This is a genomic window from Streptomyces sp. NPDC002669 (genome assembly GCF_042889165.1).
Classification (GTDB): domain Bacteria; phylum Actinomycetota; class Actinomycetes; order Streptomycetales; family Streptomycetaceae; genus Streptomyces.
In genome coordinates this window covers 143,051-165,552 of sequence record NZ_JBIAQQ010000018.1, presented here as the reverse complement: position 1 = coordinate 165,552, position 22,502 = coordinate 143,051, and the positions used below count along the sequence as shown (strand labels likewise).

Genomic DNA, 22,502 nt, shown 5'->3' with positions numbered 1-22,502 from the left:
CCCCGGGTGGGCAGGGGCAGTTTCGCGGGCCGGGAGGACAACACCCCGTGGACCCATCGGCACGCGGACGAGCGCGGGGTACGTACGGCCGTACCGTACGTACCCCGCGCCCCGGGCCTTCGCCGCTATCGCGGCAACGTCGCCGGGCTTCCGCCGTTCGCCTCGTAGCCGGCCACTGCCAGGGCGCGGTAGACCGTGTACTCGGCGGCCGGGTCGGAGTCCTGGGTCCAGGGCAGGGCGCCCACGTGGCCGTCGATGTGGACGAGCTGGTGCATCGCCTCCGACCAGCGCTCCATCCGGACCAGGAACAGCACCAGCAGATGGCGCACGTGCGCGAGCATCGGGTCGTCGGGGCGGGCCGAGTGGACCGCGAACAGGGCGCCCTCGACCGCCTTGGTCACCGTCGCGCCCCGGTAGAAGCCCTGCACCAGATTGACCTCGGGCAGGTGCTCGTACAGCGCGAAGAGCGGCAGCGCGGCCAGCAGGGACCCCTGCGGGGCGCGGGCGGCGGCCGTCGTGGCGAAGCGCTCCGCCTCCTCGCGCGAGCCGTGCCACTTCTCGCACCAGTAGTGCAGGGCGGCGATGTGCGCGCCCATGTGGGCCGGGGCCCGGTCGATCACCTTCGCCCAGAGTCGGTCGAACTCCTCCTGGGAGTAGCCGAGACCGCGCCCCACGGCCAGTTCGACGATGTACGGCACCGGGTCGCCGGGCGCCAGCAGGGCCGCCTCGCCGCAGACCGTACGGGCCTCCTCCAGGATGATCCGGAAGTCGTCCGTCCCCGCGGTCGACGAACGCCACGCCTGCTGCACCAGGAACTCGGCGTGCACCGCCGCGCCGCCCGCGTCCTTCGGCGCCTCGGCCCGCCACGCGCGCAGCCACGCGCCCCCGACGCCCGGCTGCTGCGCCAGCTCCAGCGAGGCCGCGCCGGCGAACGCCTGCACCCGCTGCCACCGCACCTCGTCCTCCTTCGGCGTACCGGCCAGCAGCTGCGAGGCCGCCCGCCAGTCCTGGGAACGCTGCACGACCTCGATCACGTCCAGCAGATCCTGGTCCGGGCCCGGCAGCCGGATGTCCAGGTCCTCCTGCCGCACGAAGCCGTACGCGTCCGGGTCGGCGGCGTCCGGGGAACCGGGCGCGACCTGCCGGACACCGCCGCGCCGGCGCAGCGCGAAGGGGCCGAAGACCGCCGCGAGCATGCACAGTGCGATCAGGAACCAGAGAATCTCCATGCCCCCATTGTCACCGGACGGCCAAGTACTCCGGCCAGGGCCCTCCCGACGAACTACGCTCGGGCCCCATGAGCGACCAGCACAGCTTCGAAACCCTCGCGATCCACGCGGGAAACACCGCCGACCCCCTCACCGGCGCCGTCGTCCCGCCCATTTACCAGGTCTCCACGTACAAACAGGACGGAGTGGGCGGCCTGCGCGGCGGCTACGAGTACAGCCGCAGCGCCAACCCGACCCGTACCGCCCTGGAGGAAAACCTCGCGGCCCTGGAGGGCGGCCGCCGCGGACTCGCCTTCGCCTCCGGCCTCGCCGCCGAGGACTGCCTGCTCCGCACCCTGCTGTCCCCCGGTGACCACGTGGTCATCCCCAACGACGCCTACGGCGGCACCTTCCGGCTGTTCGCGAAGGTCGTCTCCCGCTGGGGCGTGGACTTCTCGGTCGCCGACACCTCGGACGTGGCGGCGGTACGGGCGGCGATCACCCCGCGCACCAAGGCGATCTGGGTGGAGACCCCGTCCAACCCGCTGCTCGGCATCACCGACATCGCCGCGGTCGCCGGTGTGGCCCGTGCGGCGGGCGTGCGCCTGGTCGTCGACAACACCTTCGCCAGCCCCTACCTCCAGCAGCCGCTGGCCCTGGGGGCCGACGTGGTGGTGCACTCCATGACGAAGTACATGGGCGGCCACTCGGACGTCGTCGGCGGCGCGCTGGTCGTCGACGACCCGGACCTGGCCGAGCAGTTGACGTACCACCAGAACGCCATGGGTGCGGTCGCCGGACCGTTCGACGCCTGGCTGGTGCTGCGCGGCATCAAGACCCTCGCGGTCCGCATGGACCGGCACAGCGAGAACGCCGCGAAGGTCGTCGACCTGCTGACCCGGCACCCCAAGGTGTCCCAGGTCCTCTACCCGGGGCTGCCCGAGCACCCGGGCCACGAGATCGCCGCCAAGCAGATGAAGGCGTTCGGCGGCATGGTGTCCTTCCGGGTCGAGGGCGGCGAGGAGGCGGCGGTCCAGGTCTGCAACCGGACCCGGCTGTTCACCCTGGGTGAGTCCCTCGGCGGCGTCGAGTCGCTGGTGGAGCACCCCGGCCGCATGACGCACGCCTCCGCCGCGGGCTCCCCGCTGGAGGTGCCGGCCGACCTCGTCCGGGTCTCCGTCGGCATCGAGAACGCCGACGACCTGCTGGCCGACCTGACGCAGGCGCTCGGCTAGCCGACGGAAGCAGAGCGGAAACGGGAGCGGGTGCGGCCGGTCGTCCGGGCACGCCCGCCCCTTTCCCCCGGGGCCCGTCGGCGTGCGCCGGTCAGGCGTGGGCCTTCTCGTCCTCCAGCGACGCCCGGATCTGCTCGCGCAGCTCGGGACCGTCGGTGTGCTCGTGGACGGAGACCGCGTGTTCCGCCGCGGCCCGTACGACTTCCTCCTCCTCACCCGCGATGGTGAGCGAGCAGTGCGACACGCTCGGGTGCTTGCGGCAGTCAGCGATTTTCCTGGTCATGGCAGCCTCCTCGGCCGGTCCCGCCGGTCCGCGTACCGCAGGTTCCAGGGTAGTCCGCCCCCGTCCGGCGCCCATGGGTCCGTCTCCCGCCCCCCGTGCTCACCAGCCCCCGCTCGGTGTGGTCTCCGCCGGGGGCACCTCCCACGGATGCACGATGGACGCCCAGACCGCGAAGGCCGCCACCGCGGCACACCCCACCAGGAACAGCACCCGGCGGGCGAACAGCCGCCGGCGCAGCAGCCTGCCGCCCCGCTCCGCCGCCCGCTGCGCCAGATCGGCCGGCACCTGCGGATGCGGGCCGTCCAGCATCCGCCGGACCTCTTCCTCGCGCTCGTCGCTGCGGCTCATGGCGCCACCCCCAGCGGGCCGGGCGGCAGTCCCCACCGCTCCGTGGGCCTGCGGGTGCCGCGCATCGTGGCCACCGCGCGGTTGCAGACCGCCCGTACCCGCTCCACCGGCAGGCCGAGCAGCGCCGCGGCCTGCTCCTCCGCGACCCCCTCGTACAACCGCAGCACGAGGACGAGGCGCTCCTGCGGGGTCAGCGCGTCCAGCGGGCCGCCGCGCGGCCGGTGGTGCCGCCAGACCTCGTGGGCGAACCGGACGACCAGTTCGCGCCGGGCGCGGTCGTACGGGTCCTCGCCGCGCAGCCGTTCCCACTGGGCGTAGGTGCGCGCCAGCGCGGCCGTGAGCATCCGCCGGGCGCGGGGATTGGCGCCGGGCGGTCGCATCGGCTCGGTGGTGAGCAGCGTGGCCGTGTGCAGCAGACGGCCGGCCGCGCCCGCCACGAAGGTCTCGAATTCCTGGGCGCGGCGCCGTTCCCGGCCCGTCTGGCGCTCTCGCACAGTCCACATACGAGCCGCTGCGGGGGGCCCGGGTCAAGAGGCGTGCACGGGTCGGCCGTGCCGGTTGCGGCAGCCCCGCGGCGGAAGCGCCGCGTCCGCCACGGGACTGCCGCGATCCGGCCGGTGGTGGCCGGCCGGGCGGGGCGCGTTCAGCCGGCCGGGGGCGCCTGGTGCGCGGCCTGGCGGGCGGCCAGCGAGGAGTTGAACCGGGTGAGCAGCGTGCAGAACGTCTCGCGCTCCTCGGCCGTCCAGCCGTCCGTCACCTGAGTCATGAGTTCGCGCCGGGAGCTGCGGACCTCGTCGAGCCGGGCCTGGCCGCGCGGCGACAGCTGGAGCACCACGGCCCGGCCGTCCTCGGGGTGCGAGGTGCGCTTGACCAGGCCGGTGTCGACGAGCGGAGCGACCTGCCGGGTGACCGTCGAGGAATCGATGCCCATGCCCGCGGCGAGTGCCTTGACGCCCATCGGACCTTCCTGGTCCAGCCGGTTGAGCAGCAGGTAGGCGGCCCGGTCCATGGAGTTGCGCACCTGGCCGACACCGCCGAGGCGGGTCTGCTCGGCACGGCGGGCGAATACCGCGACCTGGTGCTGCAGCGCATCGAGGACGCGGTCGGAACCCGTGGATTCGGGGGCGGCGCCCCCGGAAGGAGACGCAGCTGTCGTCATGTCCTGAGGGGGCATGGCCGGGGGCTCTCTTCGTGCGGTGTCGGATGGGTGGGGGACAGAGTACGCGGCTCCGGGGCAACGCGTACCGGCGCTGCGCAAACCCGTGGACCGTGTACCAGCGGCACGCAAACCCGGGACAACGGACCGGAAGGGGCCGGGACATCGGGGGCGGTGCCGGGGCGAGCTGCCAGACTTGCGGTATGAACTTCCGCGTCACCGGCCACTTCCCTCCCCTGATCCTCGACGACGTCCGGGGGGCGCAGAAGATGCTCTCCGGCGTGGCCAGGACGACCCCCATGGAGGGCAGCCGCCATCTGACCGGGCTGGTGGGCGCGCCGGTCCACCTCAAGTGCGAGAACCTCCAGCGGACCGGCTCGTTCAAACTGCGGGGCGCGTACGTACGGATCGCGGGCCTGTCCCCGGTGGAACGGGCGTCCGGGGTCGTCGCCGCGAGCGCCGGAAACCATGCGCAGGGTGTCGCACTCGCGTCTTCGCTGCTCGGCGTACGGTCGACGGTCTTCATGCCGGTCGGGGCGCCGCTGCCGAAGGTGGCCGCCACCCGCCAGTACGGGGCCGAGGTCCGGCTGCACGGCCACGTCGTCGACGAGACGCTCGCGGCGGCCCAGGAGTACGCGCGGGAGAGCGGCGCGGTCTTCATCCACCCCTTCGACCACCCCGACATCATCGCCGGGCAGGGCACGGTGGGCCTGGAGATCCTCGAACAGTGCCCCGAGGTGCGCACCATCGTCGTGGGCGTCGGCGGCGGCGGTCTCGCGGCGGGCATTGCGGTGGCCGTCAAGGCGGTCCGGCCCGACGTGCGGATCGTCGGGGTGCAGGCGGCGGGTGCGGCCTGCTACCCGCCGTCGCTGGCCGCGGGCCACCCGGTGTCGATCGACGGGCCGGTCACGATGGCGGACGGCATCAAGGTGGGGCGCCCCGGCGACGTGCCGTTCGAGCTGGTCAGGGAGCTGGTCGACGAGGTCCGCACGGTCACCGAGGACGAGCTGTCCAGCGCGCTGCTGCTCTGTCTGGAGCGGGCGAAGCTGGTGGTGGAACCGGCCGGGGCGAGCCCGGTCGCGGCGCTGCTGAGCGACCCGAAGTCGTTCCACGGGCCGGTGGTCGCGCTGCTCTCCGGCGGCAACGTGGACCCGCTGCTGATGCAGCGCGTGCTGACCCACGGCATGGTGGCGGCCGGCCGCTACCTGAGCCTGCGGCTGCGGCTGGCCGACCGCCCCGGCGCCCTGGCCGCCCTGCTGGCCGCACTCACCGAGGTCGACGCCAACGTGCTCGACATCGGCCACGTACGGACCGATCCCCGGCTCGGGCTCACCGAGGTCGAAGTGGAACTGCAACTGGAGACGAAGGGGCCGGAGCACTGCGCCGAGGTCTCGACGAGGCTGCGCGACGCGGGATACCTGGTGATGGGCTGAACAGCCCGCCCCGGCAGCTGCGCCGCCCGGCCCGGAACCCTGCGCCGCACATGCGGGGAGCCCCCGGTCCGTCGTCGGACGGCCGGGGGCTCCCCGCAGGTCGGTGGATGAGGGATCAGCCGGTGTACGGCTTCGCCGCGAGGATCTTCACCATGGCCATCTTGCCGTTCGGCAGCTCGTACTCGGCGTCGTCGCCCATCCGCTTGCCGTTCACGCCGGTGCCGAGCGGCGACTGCGGGGAGTACGTCTCGATGTCCGAGCTCGCGTACTCGCGCGAGGCCAGCAGGAAGGTCAGGGTGTCGTCCGGGTCGCCGTCGAAGGCGATCGTGACCACCATGCCGGGCTCGACCACGCCGTCGTCGGCGGGCGCCTCGCCGACCTTCGCGTGCTCCAGGAGCTGGGTGAGCTGGCGCACCCGGAGCTCCATCTTGCCCTGCTCCTCCTTGGCCGCGTGGTACCCGCCGTTCTCGCGCAGGTCGCCTTCCTCACGGGCCGCCGCGATCTTTACGGCGATCTCCGTGCGCGCGGGACCAGACAGGTACTCCAGCTCGGCCTTGAGCTGGTTGTACGCCTCCTGCGTGAGCCAGGTGACGTTTTCGCTGGTCTGGGTCACAGGGTGCTCCTCGTCGGTACTGGGAATACAAAGCATCGCCCTACCCGTAAGCATGTGCCCCTACGGGTGGGCGAAACCACGAGCCTAACAATTCACCGGGGAAAGGGGGAGAAGGTAAAACGCCGGGACCGCATATCCGCAGGTCAGAGCGGTCAGAGGTGATTCGGCGCCGGTGCGCGGCGGTCAATGTGCCGCCGCCGGGGGTCAACGCGACGCCCCACCGCCGGGGGTCAGTGCGACGCCCCGCCGTCCGTGGTGCATCCGAGCAGTTCGACGCTGGTCGCCCTGGCGGTGGTGCGCAGGGACACGACGCGGTCGATGCGGTCGGTGCTCTCGTCGAACCGGAAGTCCTTGCGGGCCACGTCGCTGCCGTCCTCGTGCTGGGCGCGCAGGGTGCAGTAGCCCTTGGCGTCCTTGTCCTTGCGGATCTCCAGGTGCACGTCGACCTGCTGGTCCGAGACGACCCGGCGCTTGATCACCTCGGCGCTGATGCCCTGACCGGTCACGTAGTCGTAGCCGATCCAGCCGACCACGCCGAGCAGGACGACGCCCAGCACCGAGCCGATGATCTTGAGCTTGCGGTCCGCCCGCTGGTCCGCGGAGCGGCCGTAGCGGTTCTCCGGAAGCGGCTCGCGCACCGCAGCCATGATCGTTCCTCCCGTGCCGGGGATCGAGGAATTTTCCACCCCCCGGTTCGGTCACTATAGAAGCCTGCCCATGTGCCGAATCACTGAGGATCGAGTCTTGACCGAGCAGCTGCGACTGATGGCAGTACACGCCCACCCCGACGACGAGTCGAGCAAGGGCGCGGCCACCATGGCGAAGTATGTGTCCGAGGGGGTGGACGTGCTGGTCGTGACCTGCACGGGGGGCGAGCGCGGCTCCATCCTCAACCCGAAGCTCCAGGGCGACTCGTACATCGAGGAGAACATCCACGAGGTGCGCAGGAAGGAGATGGACGAGGCCCGGGAGATCCTGGGCGTCGGGCAGGAGTGGCTCGGCTTCGTCGACTCGGGGCTGCCCGAGGGCGACCCGCTGCCGCCGCTGCCCGAGGGCTGTTTCGCGCTGGAGGACGAGGTGAAGGCGGCGGGCCGGCTGGTCCGCAGCATCCGCGCGTTCCGCCCGCAGGTCATCACCACGTATGACGAGAACGGCGGCTACCCGCACCCCGACCACATCATGACCCACAAGATCACGATGATCGCCTTCGACGGTGCGGCGGACACCGAGAAGTTCCCCGAGCCGGAGTTCGGCCCGGCCTGGCAGCCGCAGAAGCTCTACTACAACCAGGGCTTCAACCGGCCCCGCACGGTGGCCCTGCACGAGGCGCTGCTGGCCCGCGGGCTGGAGTCCCCCTACGGCGAGTGGCTGAAGCGCTGGACGGAGTTCGAGCGCGCCGAGCGCACGCTGACCACGCACGTCCCGTGCGCCGACTTCTTCGAGATCCGCGACAAGGCGCTGATCGCGCACGCGACGCAGATCGACCCGGACGGCGGCTGGTTCCGCGTGCCGATGGACATCCAGAAGGAGGTCTGGCCGACCGAGGAGTACGAGCTGGCGAAGTCCCTCGTCGATACCTCCCTCCCCGAGAGCGACCTCTTCGCGGGCATCCGCGACAATGCCTGATATGTACGCGACCCAGGCACTGACCGACCTCGTTCCGCTTGCCGCCGAGCTCGACAAGAACAAGGTGACCCCCGGCGTTCTCGGCTTCCTCGTCTTCGCGGCACTCGCCGTGGGCGTGTGGCTGCTCATGAAGTCCATGAACCGGCACATGGGCAGGGTCGACTTCGAGGAGGCCCCGGACCCGGACGCGGTGGCGGCCGACGCCGCCGTCGGGGCGGGGACCGCGAAGCAGAAGTAGGCACGGGGCGGCGCTCCCGCACGTCCGCCGCCCCGTCGCACCGCGCGGCACCGACCGCCCGCCCCGGGCCGGCCGGTGTCGCGCACACTCCTGCCCGGGGGCGTGTCAGGGGCATGCCGCCATCCGCCCGGCTCGCGTCCGGGCCGGCCCGCGCGGAACGGAAAAGCAGGATCTGCCCGGCCGGTACGCTTCCGGCGTGACGGAGCAGACCGGGCAGGGCGGACGGCGGCCCGCGAACGGCGGGCCGAAGGCTGCCGCCCGCAACCGGGCCGCTCTGGTCGCCGCCGCCCGGGAGATCTTCGCGGAGCACGGTCTGGACGCCCCGCTGTCCGCGATCGCGCGCCGGGCCGGGGTCGGGCAGGGCGTCCTCTACCGGCACTTCCCGGACCGGACCGCCGCAGTGGCCGCGGTGCTGGAGGAGAACGTGCGGCAGATCGAGCAGGTGGCCGGGGCCGGGGACGTGCCCTTCACCGGCGTGCTCGGTGTGCTGACCTGGCATCTGACCGAGTCGGCGGCCTTCATCGGCCTTCTGCACGCCGACCGGGCGGCAGGCCGCTCCGGCATCCGTGCCCACGCCCTGGGCCTGTCCGGGCGCGTGGAGCGCGCACTGCGCGGGCGACTGCCCGCCGACCACCGGCTGAGCGCCGCGGACGACCTGATGCTCTCGGTCGCCATGGTCTCCGCCGCCGTCACCGGCCCCACCCGCCAGGAGCGGGAGGACCGGGCGCTGGCCGCCTGGCGGCTGCTCGGCGTCGAGGTGGGACCGGTGCGGGCCTTCGGCGGCCGGGTGACCACCGGGTGACCACCGGCCGGCCGGAAGTCACCCGGCAGGTCTTGGGGCGGGGCAGGTGCCGGCCGCCGTCGCTTCCCCGGGGCGGCCCGCTCCGTACCGCATCCGGTGAGGGCCGGCGCGCCGATCGTGGTGAGCACGGCAAGGGACCGGGCCGGAAATTGCCGCAGGGGGATCACTCCTCCTGTCCGCCGCGAGGTCACGCCGGCCGGGACACACAACGTGCCGAAGGTACGAAAGCCACCCGGCCGAATGCCGTCGTGCCAACCGGACTACAACCGGACAGTATTGTCCGGTACTTGTTACGGTAACGGACCGCCGCCCGCCCGGGCGGTCCCGACGCCCATGATCGAGGCCCCACATGACGACCCCTCAGGATCAGGCTCCCCATGGACCCGCCGAGCTGAGGCGGCGCTACCGCCTCGAACGCGAGCGGCGCGTCCGCCCCGACGGAGCGGCCCAGTACCGCGACGCCGACGCCGAGTTCGGTTACTACGCCGCAGACCCGTACACGACCGGGCCGGACGGGCGCGAGCCCCTCCGCGATACCGTCGACGTCGCCGTGATCGGCGGCGGATTCGGCGGCATCCTCGCCGGGGCGCACGCACGGCGACAGGGTGTGGAGCGCATCCGGATCGTCGAACGGGGCGGCGACTTCGGGGGCACCTGGTACTGGAACCGGTACCCGGGCGTCCACTGCGACATCGAGTCCCACGTATACCTGCCGATGCTCGACGAGACCGGCTACGTACCGGAGTGGAAGTACGCCCCCGGCGACGAGACACGCCGCCACGCGGTGCGGATCGCGCGAAAGTTCGACCTCTACGCGGACGCGCTCTTCTCCACCGGGGTCACCTCCCTGACCTGGGACGAGGCATTCGGGACATGGATCGTGGCCACGGACCGCGGGGACGCCTTCAGGGCCACGTACGTCATCAACGCCACCGGCACCCTGACCGACCCGAAGCTCCCCGGAATTCCCGGGATCGAGGATTTCAAGGGCCACACGTTCCACACCTCGCGGTGGGACTACGCCTACACCGGCGGCACCCCGGAAGGAGGCATGACCGGCCTCGCGGACAAACGGGTGGGCATCGTCGGCACCGGTGCCACCGGCATCCAGGTCATCCCGATGCTGGCCGAGGACGCCGCGCACCTCTACGTCTTCCAGCGCACCCCCTCCACCGTGGACGTACGGGCCAACCGCCGCACCACCGCCCGGGACGTCGGCGCCGACCGTGAGGGCTGGGCCCGGAGGCGGCGCGAGAACTACCTCCGCATCGTCTCCGGCGAGCACGCCGAACAGGACCTCGTGGCGGACCGGTGGACCGAGTCGGCGGGCCTCCTGGAGAAGCTGCTGCCCAGCTTCCGGCGCGAGGGCGACCGGGAGGCGTTCGAAGCCGCCTACGAGGCCGCCGACGCCGCCAGGATGAACGAGCTCCGTGCCCGCGTCGACCGGACGGTCACCGACCCGGAGACGGCGCGGAAGCTCAAGCCCTGGTACCGCTACGCCTGCAAGCGCCCCACCTTTTCCGACCTGTACTACCCGGCGTTCAACCGTGACGACGTCACCCTGGTCGACACCGCGGACACCCATGGCATCGAGCGCGTCACCGCACACGGCGTCACGGTCGGTGGCATCACGTACGAACTCGACTGCCTGATCTTCGCCACCGGATTCAACGTCGGGACCTCCGGCATCCTCTCGGGCAAGCTCCCCGTCCACGGCCGGGACGGCGTCCAGCTGCTGGACCGGTGGGCCCGGCGGGGCCCGCGCACCCTCCACGGCTTCACCACCCACGGCTTTCCGAACCTGATCCAGATGGGCTCCCTCCAGAACGCCAGCAGCGTCAACTACACCCACATCCTGGACGAGCAGGCCGTCCACGCCGCCGCCCTCGTCGCAGCCGCCGAGGCCGGGGACGCCCTCATCGAACCGTCCCCCGAGACAGAGGACGCCTGGCTCGCCGTCCTGGCGGAGGGCGCCCCCGACCACGAGTGGTTCCACGCCGAGTGCACCCCCGGCTACTACAACCGCGAGGGAAGGGGCCGGCCCAACGGCCCGTCCGCCTACCCGCACGGGGCCGTCGCCTTCCACGAACTCCTGGGCCGGTGGCGCGACGAGTCCATGGGCGAAGTCCTCCGGGCCAGGACCGGACCCTCCCGGGCCGGATCCGCACGACCACCGCACCGGCCGCACGAGCACTGAGCCGGCAGGAACGCCCCGTTCGCACCCCACCCCGTGGCGCGCGGGTGTCGTGGGGGAGGGTGCGCGAGGATTGGACCCATGGCCAACCGACTCGCGCACGCCACGTCCCCCTACCTCCTCCAGCACGCCGACAACCCGGTCGACTGGTGGCCCTGAGCCCGAGCACGGTCGTCCGGGTTGAAGAACGACAGGCCGATTCGATCGAGTGGGCACCTGACCAGTACGTCGACATTCGCCAGAGCCTTGGTCAGGCCACTGCACGTGGGAGTGCCCGATAAGGGTGTGCGCTTTCCCGCCCTGCGGCCGAAGGTGTCGTACGCGTGCCTGGCGGAGGCTGGTGCTACCGCTCCGTACGACGCAGGAACTGCCAGCCCAATACGGCCAGGGCGAGTGTCTGCGCGCAAGAAGTGAGTACGAGCAGGGGCTGAACGGCGGGCGAGCACCAGAACGCGGCCGTACAGACCATGGGCAGGACCAGGTACGTGAACAGGTCCACCGCGGTTTGAAGTCGCTTGCGCGTGGTGCGGCCCGCAACGTTGCGGTGGTAGACCTCCCAGCCGAAGACCGGGGCGTGGGCGGAGGCGAGTTCCCCGAGGCGTGGTCCCAGTCGGTCGCGGACGTAGTAGCCGATCGTGGAGATCTTCTCGTCGTTGACCAGGTAGGTCCAGCCCAGGATCAGGCAGATCGCAGGAGCGGAGAGCAGCAGTCGGGACTGTCCGCTCTGGACGGTGACCGTCACGACAGCGGTGACAGCTGCGAGTGTGAAGTAGAGGAGATTGTCGCGGAACCCTATACGGGTCTTCTGTTCCTCCTTGAGGCGGTCGTACTCGGCCAGCAGTACCTTGCTCTCGGTGACGTCATCCATGGAGGTCACAGCCATTCCCCCTCTGTCTCGGGATCAGCCGGCGGTCTGGAAGGGCGCCAGGATGTCGGGGCTGTGCCGTTCGATCCAACCCTTCCCGTCTGCCGCGATTCCCTCCAGGAGACGGAAGGTGTGGGTGAACCCGGCCGCGCTGAGGCTGATCTCGGAAATCTCCTGAGCGTTCTCGTCCGGTGCCAGTTGATGGGCATCGGCATCCTTGACACGGATCTTGCGGGCCGGGCCGTTGGTGAGGACGAGTTCCAGGTCATAGCCGACGTCGGTGTTCTCCGTCACTTGCACGGAGGACAGCGCGTCGTACCGGTAGTTGCTCCGATGCTCGTTCTTGCGCGTTGCGTCGGAGAACGTGAATTCGGAGCTGATCTCACGGATGCCGTCCCGGGTGAACAGAAACAGGCGGATGACGTAGCGCGAGTACCTCCATGGGCCGCCCCGGACCCGGCCCCGTTTATAGGGAGCGGCCGGAGCCACCAGGATGGTGTGGGTGATCAGGTCGCGCCAGCTGAGCCGGTGGTGCCGGAGCGCCTCATCGACGAACGAAGTCCTGTCGCAGGTGAGCCAGGTCTCCATTTCCAGCTCGCTGGGGCGCGTCATCTCCAGGTGCGCCTTCCAGCGCTCGTGGGCGATCTGCCGTGCGGTCAGCTGTTCCTGATACTCCTGCGTTTCCCGGGCCACTCGGTACTTCTCACGCTGGACCTCCAGCCACAGGAAGGCGGCCGCCTGTCCGGACCAGGCCACACCGAGCAGGGCCAGGAATGCCCACAGCGGTCGCGGCTGAGCAGCGCCCGAGAGCGCCGTTCCGAAGATGTGCAGAGCCGCAGCGGCGAGAACGGCGAGGGCTACCACGGTCAGGGCCTTCGTACTTGCCGGGGCCCGATCCTGGCGGTGCTGATCGAACAGGGTGCCGTCGTTGTGGCGGTTCCGGGCGTCCTCGGCGAGGTACCGGATCAGCCAGGTGACCCGATCCACCCTGATCCGGCTCTCCCGGTAGAGGTCCGCGATCTCGGCGGCGAGGTCGCCGCGGATCTCAGTGGTGTGTGCGAGCCACTCATCCGCGGTGAACCCGTGGGGCGTGCGGACGCTGAAGTAGTGATCAAACTTGTTGCGGACCTGGTTGGTGAACCCGTCCTCGGCGGGTGCGGGATCCCGCGGACGCGGGACGCGGGCCTCGACCGCGAGACCCGGCCGGCGATCCCGCCCCCACCACTGGAGGCCGTATCGAGCCGCAGTACTGCCCGCGCCGAGTGCCACGAGTAACGCCACGATCGCCCGGCCCGGATCCGCGATCAGCGCCAGGGCCCCGAGGACCACGCTGCCGACTACGAACAGGACCACTCGAACCGGGAGGGCCGCCTGGGCAGCGGCAGCCTCGGCGCTGCTCGGGCGGGGCGGTACGGCCCGTGCCCCGATGGGGGTGGGCTCGAAGTAGGCCCAGACCCGTCGGCCCCGGTCGTTGCCGAAGCGCTCCGCCCCGGCCCGTTCCAGGGTCTCCGCCCACAGGTCGTCCTTCAGCCCTCCGGTGAGCATGAGGTCGAGGTGGCGGAGGATCGCGTTGTGCTGGCGGGGTGGCAGATCGTGCAGCTGCTTCAGCACGGGGCCGGTCTCTCCGCTCGCTGCGCTGAGCACTGCCAGCAGGTCGAAGGTGACGTGCAGGGCCTCCTTCCACTCGTCCTCGGCGTAGTTCCGTACGAGACCGGAGACGTGGTGCAGCCGCTGGACTTCTTCGGCGCTGAGGTCGTGGTAGGTGCGCGCGCTGAGCATGGCGAGCACCCAGTGGAAACGGACCTCTGCGAGGTCGTAGCCGTGAGCGATCGCATCAGTGATCATTTCGCGGGCCCGGCTGGGGACGCCGTCCTCCAGCAGCTGTACGCCGACTCGGTACTTCTCCTGCGGCGAGGCGTCCGGGTGGACGAAGTAGATGTTGGAGTCGTGTACGGTCTCGGCCTGGATTCCGATGGTGGAGTTGTACGCGGCCGAGCTGTACGCGGCACCTTCGTTGTGGCTCATGCCAGGTCACCGGCCGCAGCAACCATGGGAGCCAACATGGCTACCAGCGCGGGGCACTCCGCGACCAGTCCGCGCAGCCTCTTGAGCGTCATGACCGTCCGCTTCGACGATTCAGGGGTGCGTTCCCCGGCCGACCGGAGGGCGGAGTCCAGATCGGTCAGGGCTTCCCGGTAGCTGTCCTCGTCGAGGACGCCCTCGGTGCGGTGCCATCCCAGCTGATCGCGGAAACCGTTCAGCTCCGTGATCAGGTCCGTCGGGCCGGATGCCTTCGAGGCCGTGTTCATGTGGACACTGCTGCCCGTGACCGAAACGGCCATGATGCCCACAGTGCTGTTGTGGGCGGTGTTGCTGACGTGCCGGTCGAACCGGTCGGTCGAACGGGCCCTGTCGTCCTGGGGCATTGCGGCCTCCTCCTGCTCCAGTTCCACTGCCAACCGGATGGCGAACGCCGCCGCGTTCGCCGCTGCCCGCGGCTGCCAGTTGCGGTCCTCCGAACTGTTCTTCGTGCCGTCCGCCCGGTCGCTGATTCCTCGGACGATGGCCACCGGCGCTCCGCTGAGATGGCCGGCCTGGGCCACGCCGGCCGCCTCCATCTCGATGGCGAGCGCGTCGTTGTAGTGCTGCCGGATCCACTTCGCCTCGGCCGAGATCCTTGAGTTCTGGACGATCTCGCCGGCGGCGATCGCACCGAAACGCACCTGAGGCCCGTCCTCGTGACCGGGGGTGGGGTCCGCCCAGTCGTTCAAGCGGGCCAGGTGCGAGGCGAGCTGGCTGATGCCGTGCGGCGCTTCCCACACCCGGGGACGGGCTTTGAGCCCGTCGTCCTCGCTGGTCCCGCCGTGGTAGGCGTACACGTGTGACGCCATCACCACGTCACCCAGCCTGGTGGCGTCCCACAGGGCGCCGGCGACCCCGACGAACAGCACGGCCACCGGCGAGAACTCCTGGATCGCACGTTCGGCGATCACCGCGGCGGAATGATTCCCCTTGTTCGTCAGACCGAGCGCGACGCGGCACGATGTGCCCCGTACGGTTCCCACCTCGAACCGGGTACCGCGCTCATGGCGATGCACCAGAAGGTCCGCCAGCCTCTGGCGCACGGATTGATATTCAAGATTGAGGGCGGTGAGAATCACCACCGGGCCCTTCGGCATCTACTCCTCTTCCCCTCTCGTGTTTTCTTCCGTCGCAGAGGGCGCGGGCCGGATCAGCGGTGGGAACAGCACGGTTCTCGGGCCGGCCCGGTACAGCCGTGCGGGCCGTCCTCCCGTGGTCCTGCGGTCCGTGCCGACGGGGACGATGAATCCCTTCGCGGCCTGGACCTTCCGGTAGAAATTGCGGGTGTCGAGTGTGGTGCCCCAGACGGCCTCGTACACCTGCTGCAGCTCTGCGATGGTGAAGCTCTCCCCGCAGAACGCGGTGGCCAGTGCCGAGAATTCGATCTTGGTGCGTGCGCGTTCTATCCCGTCCGTGGCGATCCGATGGTGGTCGAAGGCGAGGACCACCTCGCCGGACAGGACAGCTTCTGCGGGAATCCACGCGGCATCGGTGGCATCCGTCCCCGCGACAGGGTCGGGCAGTCCCGGGGCGATCGCCAGGTGAGCCACGGAGACGACTCGGCCCCGCGGGTCGCGGCCCGAGCTTCCGTACACGGCCAGCTGCTCAAGGTGTACCCAACCTGAGGTCAGGGCTGTTTCCTCACTCAGTTCGCGGTGAGCGGCGTCCAGGATCTCCTCACCGTCGTGGCTCAGGAATCCTCCGGGCAGCGCGAGCATGCCCCGGAAGGGGTCTTCGCCCCGCTCCACCAGGAGGACGTGCAGACGACTGTCGCGCAGCGTCAGGATCACGAGATCGACCGTCAATAGGACAGAAGGTGGTGACCATTCGTCATCTTGCATGTCCTGCAAGGTACTTCAGTTACTGTCACTTGCACAAGAAGTAGGGTTTTGGGATCGGCGTACCGCCCGACCTCATGGCCGTGGTGTGTAGGGATGGTCAGCTGGTGGCCGAACATGTCGGCTTGCGCCTGCCCGCAATGCCGCGGTTCTTCAGCCCGCGACTGGCGCGCTCGGCGTCCTCGGTGTTCTCTTCTCCGAACGGCTCGCGACAAGCTGCTTCGGCTTCATGCTTCGCGAACGCGCCGTGCTGTTCCTCATGGGGCGCGATGATCTCGGCGAGTTCATGGCGAGCTGTGCCTGATGGCCTTGATGATTCCGACCCAGGGTGACTTCACTGCCACAGCGCAAGGCGGTCTCCATGGTGTGAAGGTGGCGTCTTGGCTTCCGCGCTCGCTCCGAAGCCGCCACCCTTGCGGTGACCTGCGTCACATGCCCCCTTGTTGCTGATGTCCTGTCGCAGTGGTTCCGCCAAGCGGGGCGACGGCCAGAGCTGCGGCTTGTACCGAGATAATTTGCGCAGTGATGCTGCGCATGTCGCCATTCCGGTGCTGTCGATGAGTTCCGCCCCTCCTGCTCTCGGGGCTTTGGCGGCTAATCTGGAGGCTACGCCGAACCCCGTGATGTTGGGGCCGGTAACTGGCGAGATGAGTAAATGATGCGCAGCAAGTCTGCGCAATGATATCTGCTGCGCGAACTTCATCAGTCAGGTGAGGGAGTGCGAGAAGAACTTCGAGGAAGAGACGCTCGATGATCGAAAAAACTGTGGATCCTGCGGCAGAGGTCGCCGACCGGCTGTGGCGGGCGTACGCGCCCTACCGGCGCGGCCGGGGCACGGTCGGTGACCTCGACGCGATGCTGACGATCCTGGTGATCGCCACCTTCGCGGAGGAGGAAGGCCAAGCCCAGGACGATTTTGTCAAGCGATGGAAACGTGCCTTGGCGGAGGCCGTAGTCGGCTTCTCCCCAGTGACCGAACTGCGGGGGGCCCTGCGAGAGGCGGCCCAGCGTCCGGGCTTTCCGCTCCTCTGGTCGGCCGACCTCGACCTCGACCTCGGGGGCGGGCTGGACGATGCCGCCTGGATGACGGCTTTCGTTGCGGCGCTGGGCCGGGGCCCCGGCCTCGGGGAGGTCGCCGTGGCCGACGTCTGCGAGCTGTTGCTCCAACGGCACGCAGAAGAAGAGGCTTTGCCGGGAGGAGAGTTCTACACGCCGCGCGGGGTCGCTGATCTGCTCGTGCGTCTGGCCGCCCCCCGTCCGGGAGACCGGATCATGGACCCGGCCTGTGGTGCCGGAAGCGTGCTCGGGGCCGCCGCTCGGTATCTGGCCGAGCAGGGGCCGGTCGGTGACAACTCGTTCGAGGCGTACGCGACGGATCGGGGCAATGTGCGCCCGGCGATGTTGAACCTGGCCCTGCACGGGGTGAGGGTGCCGCAGGTGGAATTGGCGGACCCGGCCAAGCTGCTGCGGGACCGGAACCTGGGACGCGTCGACCGGGTGCTGAGCAATCCGCCGTTCAATCAGCTGATCGATGGGTGGGGGCAGCGGCAGTTCATCGCACCACGGGAGTCAAGTGCCGCCTTCGCGTGGTTGCAGCTTGCCTGGTCCCAACTGAAGGAAGGCGGAATCGCGGCGGTCGTGATGCCCGCGCGGGCGGCCTGGGTGGGAGGAGCGGAGGCGCTGATCCGCCGGGAGATGGTGGCTCTTGGCGCGGTTCTCTCGGTGATCGCCCTACCGGCGTACCTCTTCGAGGGAACCAACATCGCCGTGCACATCTGGGTACTCGGCCGGGGGCGCCGGTCACGTCCGGCGCAGCGAGGCGAGTCCGTGATCCTCATGGATGCGCGCGGTGTGGGACGTCGGCCGTCGGAGCAGTCTCGTGTGTTGTCGAGCGAGGACGTTGGTCACATCGCGGAACGCTTTCGGCTCTGGTCCGAAACCTCGGAGGAGGTGGACGAGCCGGGATTCTCCCGATCGGTTGCCTACGCCGAACTCATCGAAAACGCCGGCAACCTGGATCCGCGGACCTACCTCAGGACGGAGAGCGGGCCGAGTGGATCCACGGACCTGAGTGCCATGCTGGCCGATTTCGAGCGGTGCAACCGCGAAACATCGGAGTTCGGAGCGGAACTGGCGCAGGTTGTCGGCGCACAGAACCAACTGGCGCAGGACGGCATCCGACACCAGAGCCTGGTGCTGAGGGACGTGGTGAGCGGAGAGGCGACGGTCGATGGTCGTCCCGTACGCCTGCTCGCGGGGCCTTCGGGAAGTCTGATCCGGGCTCAGGACTACGTGGAGGCCGACGGGGTGCCTGTGGTGATGCCGAAGGACATCACGGACATCGGCTTCACCGTGGACGGCATCAAGCAGATCTCCGAGCGGCATGCCGAACGGCTTGACCGCTTTCGGCTGCACCGGGGTGACGTCGTGGTCGCCCGCCGGGGTGACCTCGGGCGATGTGCCGTGGTCGGAGAAGAACAGCAGGGCTGGGTCTGCGGCACCGGCTGTTTCGTGATCAGCCCTCCCGGCAGCGTCGACTCCCGTTACTTGGCGGCGTTCCTGCGCAGTCCCGAAGCTCGGGAGTGGCTCGACAGCCATTCGACGGGGAGCCTGGCGCTGCGGACCATCTCGCTCGATGTGCTCGGGATGCTGCCGGTCATCCTTCCCGATCTCGACACCCAGCGGTCCATCGGTGAAGTCATGGTGAGCTTCGATGCCCATGAGCGTCGGCTACTGGACCAGTTGGCGACGACACGGGACATCCGCAGCAAGTCGCTGAACAGCTTCCTGGCGAGATGAGACGGCCGGACCCGCGTCCGCACGGGGCCCGGCAGGCGGCGCCGCTCCGGGCTCTTGCCGAACAGCTGCGGCGCCTGCAGGTCCCGAGTTCTGTCGGTGGTTCGCCGCCGCCTGTGTCGCAGGACAGCCAACCGGCGCCCAGCACCTCCAAAACTTCTCCTTAATCGCTCGTAAAGAGAGTTGAAGCAAGCTGCTCACAGTGCTTATAGTCGAAGCTAATCCAAGGTTTCCCTTTGGGGGCCGCCTACGTCAGGAGCGAACATGGCTACGCTGAGTATTCACTTCGACCCCGCCGTCATCGCCCGCCTCGTGAGCGCGAGCGGTGACGACACCATTCATGTCACCCTGTCCCTTGGTGAAGGGGCTGTCTCCGCGCAGGCCGCTCCGGTGATCCCCCGGGGCCCCCTGGCCGGACTGATGCGTGCCGGCCTGCTCGAACCAGGGACGGTGCTCACGTTCCGTCAGCGTCGCGCCAACAGGTCGGGCCGTGCTGTCGTCACTGCCGACGGCCAGCTCGTCGTCGACGGGAACTCCTCGCCCTTTCCTTCGCCCTCGAAGGCCGCGGAGGCCGTGACCGGCAACATCATCAACGGTTGGACCCTCTGGCAGACGCCTGAGGGGTCCACGCTGGATCAGCTGCGACAGAAGCTGGATGCCGAGCAGCCGTCCACATAGCCCCGAGTGCGGGGCTTCGAACTCTTCCTTGAATCAAGCCGTTTGCCTGTGCCTGCCGTCGAGGCGTCTCGTTCCGGCGGCGGGCTTCGAACCCGGGGGGCTCCTTGTACGTAACCTTTGACCTGATCACTGCCCTCGTCGTTTCCGGGGCTTCAACGGCCGGGGTGCTCGTTTACCGCCGGACCGCGCCGCCGGATGGTGCGGCGACCGCTCTGTCGAGAGGCGAACGGCTGGCGGTCGCCCTTGGCGCGGCGGCGACCGTCATCGTGATCGGCAGCTACCTCGGGAGCGGATTCCGGGGCATCGAGCACACCGTGAACACGCGGTCGGCGGGAGCCGTGGAAGCCCTGCCCCCCGGGGTCGGCCGGTAGACGGTGCTGCGACTGGAGGCGCTTTCGGGCGGAAAGCTTGCCCGGGGCCCCTCCGGCCGTCGTTTCGGCGGTTCTCCCGTTGCCCCGTCGTGAGCAGGGTGGCGTCACATGACCTCAAGGCCGTCCGTGACGGAAGGGTGCGGTGGCCTTCACCGTGCCGGTGAACATCTCGCCGTCCCTGTAAGCCTTGGTGGCGGGATCGAGAACGTAGGTGTAGATGATCGGGACCCCGGTGGCGGCCTGCTCGCCCCGTCAGTAGAAGGGGATGTCGGCCTTGGCGTTCCGGCCAGGGCCCACGGCGGCGTCCAGGGCATTGGCCAGTGCTCGAACCGGCCGGTCGTGCCGTTTGGAGGCGCTCGGGCTCACGACGGCCATCCCATCCACGATCTCGATGCCGACGCGCTGATTCTCGCCCAGAAGTCGTACTGCTCCGTTCTGATCCGGGTGTGCATCCATGCGGGCGCCACCATCTCGGCGGCATGGTGCACCTTCTTCGTGGTGCCTCGGCAGCACGGGCGCTGCCGGGCTCGGCCCGTTGTTCGGTGAAGTCGGGGCGTCCGGCTTCTTCGGAAGGGCGCACCTGTCCCACCTGCCCATACGCGCCGCACTGTGGGGTGCGGGCGTGGGCCTGTCGGGTGCGCGAGGATTGGACCCATGGCCAACCGACTCGCGCACGCCACGTCCCCCTACCTCCTCCAGCACGCCGACAACCCGGTCGACTGGTGGCAGTGGGAACCCGCAGCCTTCGAGGAGGCCCGGCGGCGTGATGTGCCGGTGTTCCTGAGCGTGGGGTACAGCGCCTGCCACTGGTGTCACGTCCTCGCGCACGAGTCCTTCGAGGACGAGGTCACCGCCGCGTTCATGAACGAGCACTTCGTCAACGTCAAGGTGGACCGCGAGGAGCGTCCCGACGTGGACGCGGTCTACATGGAGGCGGTGCAGGCGGCGACCGGGCAGGGCGGCTGGCCGATGTCCGTCTTCCTGACCGCCGACGCCGAACCCTTCTACTTCGGCACGTACTTCCCGCCCGAGCCGCGTCACGGCATGCCGTCCTTCCGGCAGGTGCTCGAAGGGGTCGCGGCGGCCTGGACCGAGCGGCGCGACGAGGTGGGCGAGGTCGCCGGGCGCATCGTCCAGGACCTCTCCCGGCGCTCCCTGGTGCACGAGGGCCAGGGGCTGCCGGGGGAGTCGGAGCCGGCGCAGGCGCTGCTCGGGCTCGCCCGCGAGTACGACGGGAAGCACGGCGGGTTCGGCGGGGCGCCCAAGTTCCCGCCGTCCATGATCATCGAGTTCCTGCTGCGCCACCACGCCCGCACCGGCGCGGAGGGCGCCCTCCAGATGGCCGCCGACACCTGCGACGCGATGGCCCGGGGCGGGATGTACGACCAACTCGGCGGCGGGTTCGCCCGCTACTCGGTGGACCGGGAGTGGGTGGTGCCCCACTTCGAGAAGATGCTCTACGACAACGCGCTGCTCTGCCGGGTGTACGCACACCTGTGGCGGGCCACCGGCTCGGACTCGGCCCGGCGGACCGCGTTGGAGACCGCCGACTTCATGGTCCGCGAACTGCGCACCGCCGAAGGGGGGTTCGCCTCCGCGCTCGACGCCGACAGCGAGGACGGGACCGGGCGGCACGTGGAGGGCGCGTACTACGTGTGGACGCCCGGACAGCTGCGGGAGGTGCTCGGCGAGCAGGACGCGGCCTTCGCCGCCGAGTACTTCGGCGTGACCGAGGAGGGCACCTTCGAGGAGGGGGCCTCAGTCCTGCGGCTGCCGGGCACGGGCGTGGCGGACGCGGCCCGGGTCGCCGAGGTGCGGGCCCGGCTGCTGGCCGCCCGCGAGCTGCGCCCGAGGCCCGGCCGGGACGACAAGGTGGTCGCCGCCTGGAACGGTCTGGCGATCGCCGCGCTCGCCGAGACCGGGGCGTATTTCGACCGGCCCGACCTGATCGAGCGCGCCACCGAGGCGGCCGACCTGCTGGTCCGGGTCCACATGGGGGACGTCGCCCGGCTGGCCCGCACCTCGAAGGACGGACGTGCCGGTGCCAACGCCGGGGTGCTGGAGGACTACGGCGACGTCGCCGAGGGCTTCCTCGCCCTGGCCTCGGTCACCGGCGAGGGCGTCTGGCTGGAGTTCGCCGGCTTCCTCCTCGACATCGTGCTCCAGCACTTCACCGGCGAGGGCGGGCAGCTGTACGACACGGCGGACGACGCCGAGCAGCTCATCCGCCGCCCGCAGGACCCCACCGACAACGCGACCCCGGCCGGCTGGACGGCGGCGGCCGGGGCACTGCTCTCGTACGCCGCGCACACCGGCTCCGAGGCCCACCGCACCGCCGCGGAGGGGGCGCTGGGCGTGGTGAAGGCGCTCGGTCCGCGGGCTCCCCGGTTCACCGGCTGGGGGCTCGCGGTCGCGGAGGCGCTGCTCGACGGGCCGCGCGAGGTCGCGGTCGCCGGGCCGGTCGGCGGGGAGCTGCACCGCACGGCGCTGCTGGGCACGGCGCCGGGCGCGGTGGTGGCCGCGGGGGAGACGGGCGGGAGCGAGTTCCCCCTGCTGGCGGACCGGACGATGACGGACGGGGCGCCGACGGCGTACGTGTGCCGGAACTTCGTGTGCGACGTCCCGACGACGGACGCGCAGGAGCTGGCGCGACGGCTCGGGGCTCGGGGCGCGGGTGAGGTGAGCGGCCGGTAGGGCGGCGAAGCCGCGGGGCCGTGGTCGAATTTCCTGCGGTCC

Annotated in this window: 20 protein-coding genes and 2 pseudogenes; 10 read left to right on the top strand and 12 right to left on the bottom strand. The window is 70.3% G+C overall.

The genetic code is table 11. The features are described 5' to 3' along the window. Positions 1–125 precede the first annotated feature (125 nt). Positions 126–1,229, bottom strand: coding sequence for a hypothetical protein (locus tag ACFYW1_RS25400; RefSeq protein ID WP_388997488.1), 1,104 nt, complete (start codon positions 1,227–1,229; stop codon positions 126–128). Positions 1,230–1,297: 68 nt separating this feature from the next. Between ACFYW1_RS25400 and ACFYW1_RS25395 the strand changes: the two genes are divergently transcribed. Next, a complete protein-coding gene (locus tag ACFYW1_RS25395) occupies positions 1,298–2,443 on the top strand; it encodes a cystathionine gamma-synthase (RefSeq protein WP_388997485.1) in 1,146 nt (381 codons plus the stop codon). Positions 2,444–2,534: 91 nt separating this feature from the next. Here ACFYW1_RS25395 and ACFYW1_RS25390 read toward each other — a convergent pair whose 3' ends face one another. The 4 genes from ACFYW1_RS25390 to ACFYW1_RS25375 all read right to left on the bottom strand — a co-directional run bounded on the left by ACFYW1_RS25390 (position 2,535) and on the right by ACFYW1_RS25375 (position 4,248). Continuing rightward, positions 2,535–2,726 (bottom strand): DUF1059 domain-containing protein, encoded by a 192-nt coding sequence (locus ACFYW1_RS25390; RefSeq protein WP_388997482.1) that lies wholly within the window; start codon positions 2,724–2,726, stop codon positions 2,535–2,537. Positions 2,727–2,825: 99 nt separating this feature from the next. Next, on the bottom strand, positions 2,826–3,074 hold the full coding sequence (locus ACFYW1_RS25385; protein ID WP_388997478.1) for a hypothetical protein: 249 nt from the start codon (positions 3,072–3,074) through the stop codon (positions 2,826–2,828). Next, entirely contained in the window at positions 3,071–3,568 is a 498-nt protein-coding gene (locus tag ACFYW1_RS25380) for a sigma factor-like helix-turn-helix DNA-binding protein (RefSeq protein ID WP_388997475.1), read from the bottom strand. The genes ACFYW1_RS25385 and ACFYW1_RS25380 overlap by 4 nt, the downstream gene beginning before the upstream one ends. 149 nt (positions 3,569–3,717) lie before the next feature. Further along, positions 3,718–4,248: a MarR family winged helix-turn-helix transcriptional regulator gene (locus tag ACFYW1_RS25375; RefSeq protein WP_388997472.1), complete on the bottom strand. Its 531-nt coding sequence runs from the start codon at positions 4,246–4,248 to the stop codon at positions 3,718–3,720. Between the two features lie 185 nt (positions 4,249–4,433). Here ACFYW1_RS25375 and ilvA point away from each other — a divergent pair, with 185 nt between their 5' ends. Then, the gene (ilvA, locus tag ACFYW1_RS25370) at positions 4,434–5,663 is read left to right on the top strand and encodes a threonine ammonia-lyase (RefSeq protein WP_388997469.1); all 1,230 of its coding nucleotides are present in this window, start codon (positions 4,434–4,436) and stop codon (positions 5,661–5,663) included. 115 nt (positions 5,664–5,778) lie between these two features. Here the strand turns inward: ilvA and greA are convergent, their stop codons facing one another. Continuing rightward, positions 5,779–6,276: a transcription elongation factor GreA gene (gene greA / locus ACFYW1_RS25365; RefSeq protein ID WP_283853623.1), complete on the bottom strand. Its 498-nt coding sequence runs from the start codon at positions 6,274–6,276 to the stop codon at positions 5,779–5,781. 230 nt (positions 6,277–6,506) lie between these two features. Further along, positions 6,507–6,923 (bottom strand): DUF4307 domain-containing protein, encoded by a 417-nt coding sequence (locus ACFYW1_RS25360; RefSeq protein WP_388997465.1) that lies wholly within the window; start codon positions 6,921–6,923, stop codon positions 6,507–6,509. Between the two features lie 97 nt (positions 6,924–7,020). Between ACFYW1_RS25360 and mca the strand changes: the two genes are divergently transcribed. From mca to ACFYW1_RS25335, 5 genes and pseudogenes are all read left to right on the top strand, one after another. Next, on the top strand, positions 7,021–7,902 hold the full coding sequence (gene mca / locus ACFYW1_RS25355; RefSeq protein WP_388997462.1) for a mycothiol conjugate amidase Mca: 882 nt from the start codon (positions 7,021–7,023) through the stop codon (positions 7,900–7,902). 1 nt (position 7,903) lies between these two features. After that, positions 7,904–8,140 (top strand): hypothetical protein, encoded by a 237-nt coding sequence (locus ACFYW1_RS25350; protein WP_148838900.1) that lies wholly within the window; start codon positions 7,904–7,906, stop codon positions 8,138–8,140. 196 nt (positions 8,141–8,336) lie between these two features. Further along, positions 8,337–8,942, top strand: coding sequence for a TetR/AcrR family transcriptional regulator (locus tag ACFYW1_RS25345; RefSeq protein ID WP_388997459.1), 606 nt, complete (start codon positions 8,337–8,339; stop codon positions 8,940–8,942). A 349-nt stretch (positions 8,943–9,291) separates the two neighbouring features. Further along, positions 9,292–11,139, top strand: coding sequence for a flavin-containing monooxygenase (locus tag ACFYW1_RS25340; RefSeq protein WP_388997457.1), 1,848 nt, complete (start codon positions 9,292–9,294; stop codon positions 11,137–11,139). A 78-nt stretch (positions 11,140–11,217) separates the two neighbouring features. Beyond that, positions 11,218–11,292 (top strand): annotated as a pseudogene (locus ACFYW1_RS25335) (DUF255 domain-containing protein); the annotation flags it as partial. A 187-nt stretch (positions 11,293–11,479) separates the two neighbouring features. Here the strand turns inward: ACFYW1_RS25335 and ACFYW1_RS25330 are convergent. Genes ACFYW1_RS25330 through ACFYW1_RS25315 form a run of 4 tightly spaced genes read right to left on the bottom strand, consistent with a single transcriptional unit; the run spans position 11,480 to position 15,924 of the window. After that, the gene (locus tag ACFYW1_RS25330; protein WP_388997455.1) at positions 11,480–12,019 is read right to left on the bottom strand and encodes a hypothetical protein; all 540 of its coding nucleotides are present in this window, start codon (positions 12,017–12,019) and stop codon (positions 11,480–11,482) included. 18 nt (positions 12,020–12,037) lie between these two features. Further along, positions 12,038–14,026 carry a hypothetical protein gene (locus tag ACFYW1_RS25325; protein ID WP_388997453.1) on the bottom strand — a complete coding sequence of 663 codons (1,989 nt, stop codon included), beginning with the start codon at positions 14,024–14,026 and terminating at the stop codon, positions 12,038–12,040. Then, complete coding sequence (locus ACFYW1_RS25320; RefSeq protein WP_388997451.1) at positions 14,023–15,180, bottom strand: purine phosphorylase; 1,158 nt, start codon at positions 15,178–15,180, stop codon at positions 14,023–14,025. Before ACFYW1_RS25320 ends, ACFYW1_RS25325 begins: the two co-directional genes overlap by 4 nt. Continuing rightward, positions 15,181–15,924 carry an NUDIX domain-containing protein gene (locus tag ACFYW1_RS25315; protein WP_388997449.1) on the bottom strand — a complete coding sequence of 248 codons (744 nt, stop codon included), beginning with the start codon at positions 15,922–15,924 and terminating at the stop codon, positions 15,181–15,183. 747 nt (positions 15,925–16,671) lie between these two features. Here ACFYW1_RS25315 and ACFYW1_RS25310 point away from each other — a divergent pair. Together ACFYW1_RS25310 and ACFYW1_RS25305 are read left to right on the top strand one after the other, a co-directional pair. Then, positions 16,672–18,720, top strand: coding sequence for an N-6 DNA methylase (locus ACFYW1_RS25310; RefSeq protein ID WP_388997447.1), 2,049 nt, complete (start codon positions 16,672–16,674; stop codon positions 18,718–18,720). Between the two features lie 261 nt (positions 18,721–18,981). Beyond that, positions 18,982–19,395 carry a DUF4357 domain-containing protein gene (locus ACFYW1_RS25305; protein ID WP_388997444.1) on the top strand — a complete coding sequence of 138 codons (414 nt, stop codon included), beginning with the start codon at positions 18,982–18,984 and terminating at the stop codon, positions 19,393–19,395. Positions 19,396–19,880: 485 nt separating this feature from the next. On the opposite strand, the pseudogene ACFYW1_RS25300 reads toward ACFYW1_RS25305, so the two are convergent. Beyond that, positions 19,881–20,236, bottom strand: a pseudogene (locus ACFYW1_RS25300) (hypothetical protein). 184 nt (positions 20,237–20,420) lie between these two features. On the opposite strand from ACFYW1_RS25300, the gene ACFYW1_RS25295 reads away from it, so the two are divergent. After that, complete coding sequence (locus ACFYW1_RS25295) at positions 20,421–22,460, top strand: thioredoxin domain-containing protein (RefSeq protein WP_388997441.1); 2,040 nt, start codon at positions 20,421–20,423, stop codon at positions 22,458–22,460. Positions 22,461–22,502 lie beyond the last annotated feature (42 nt).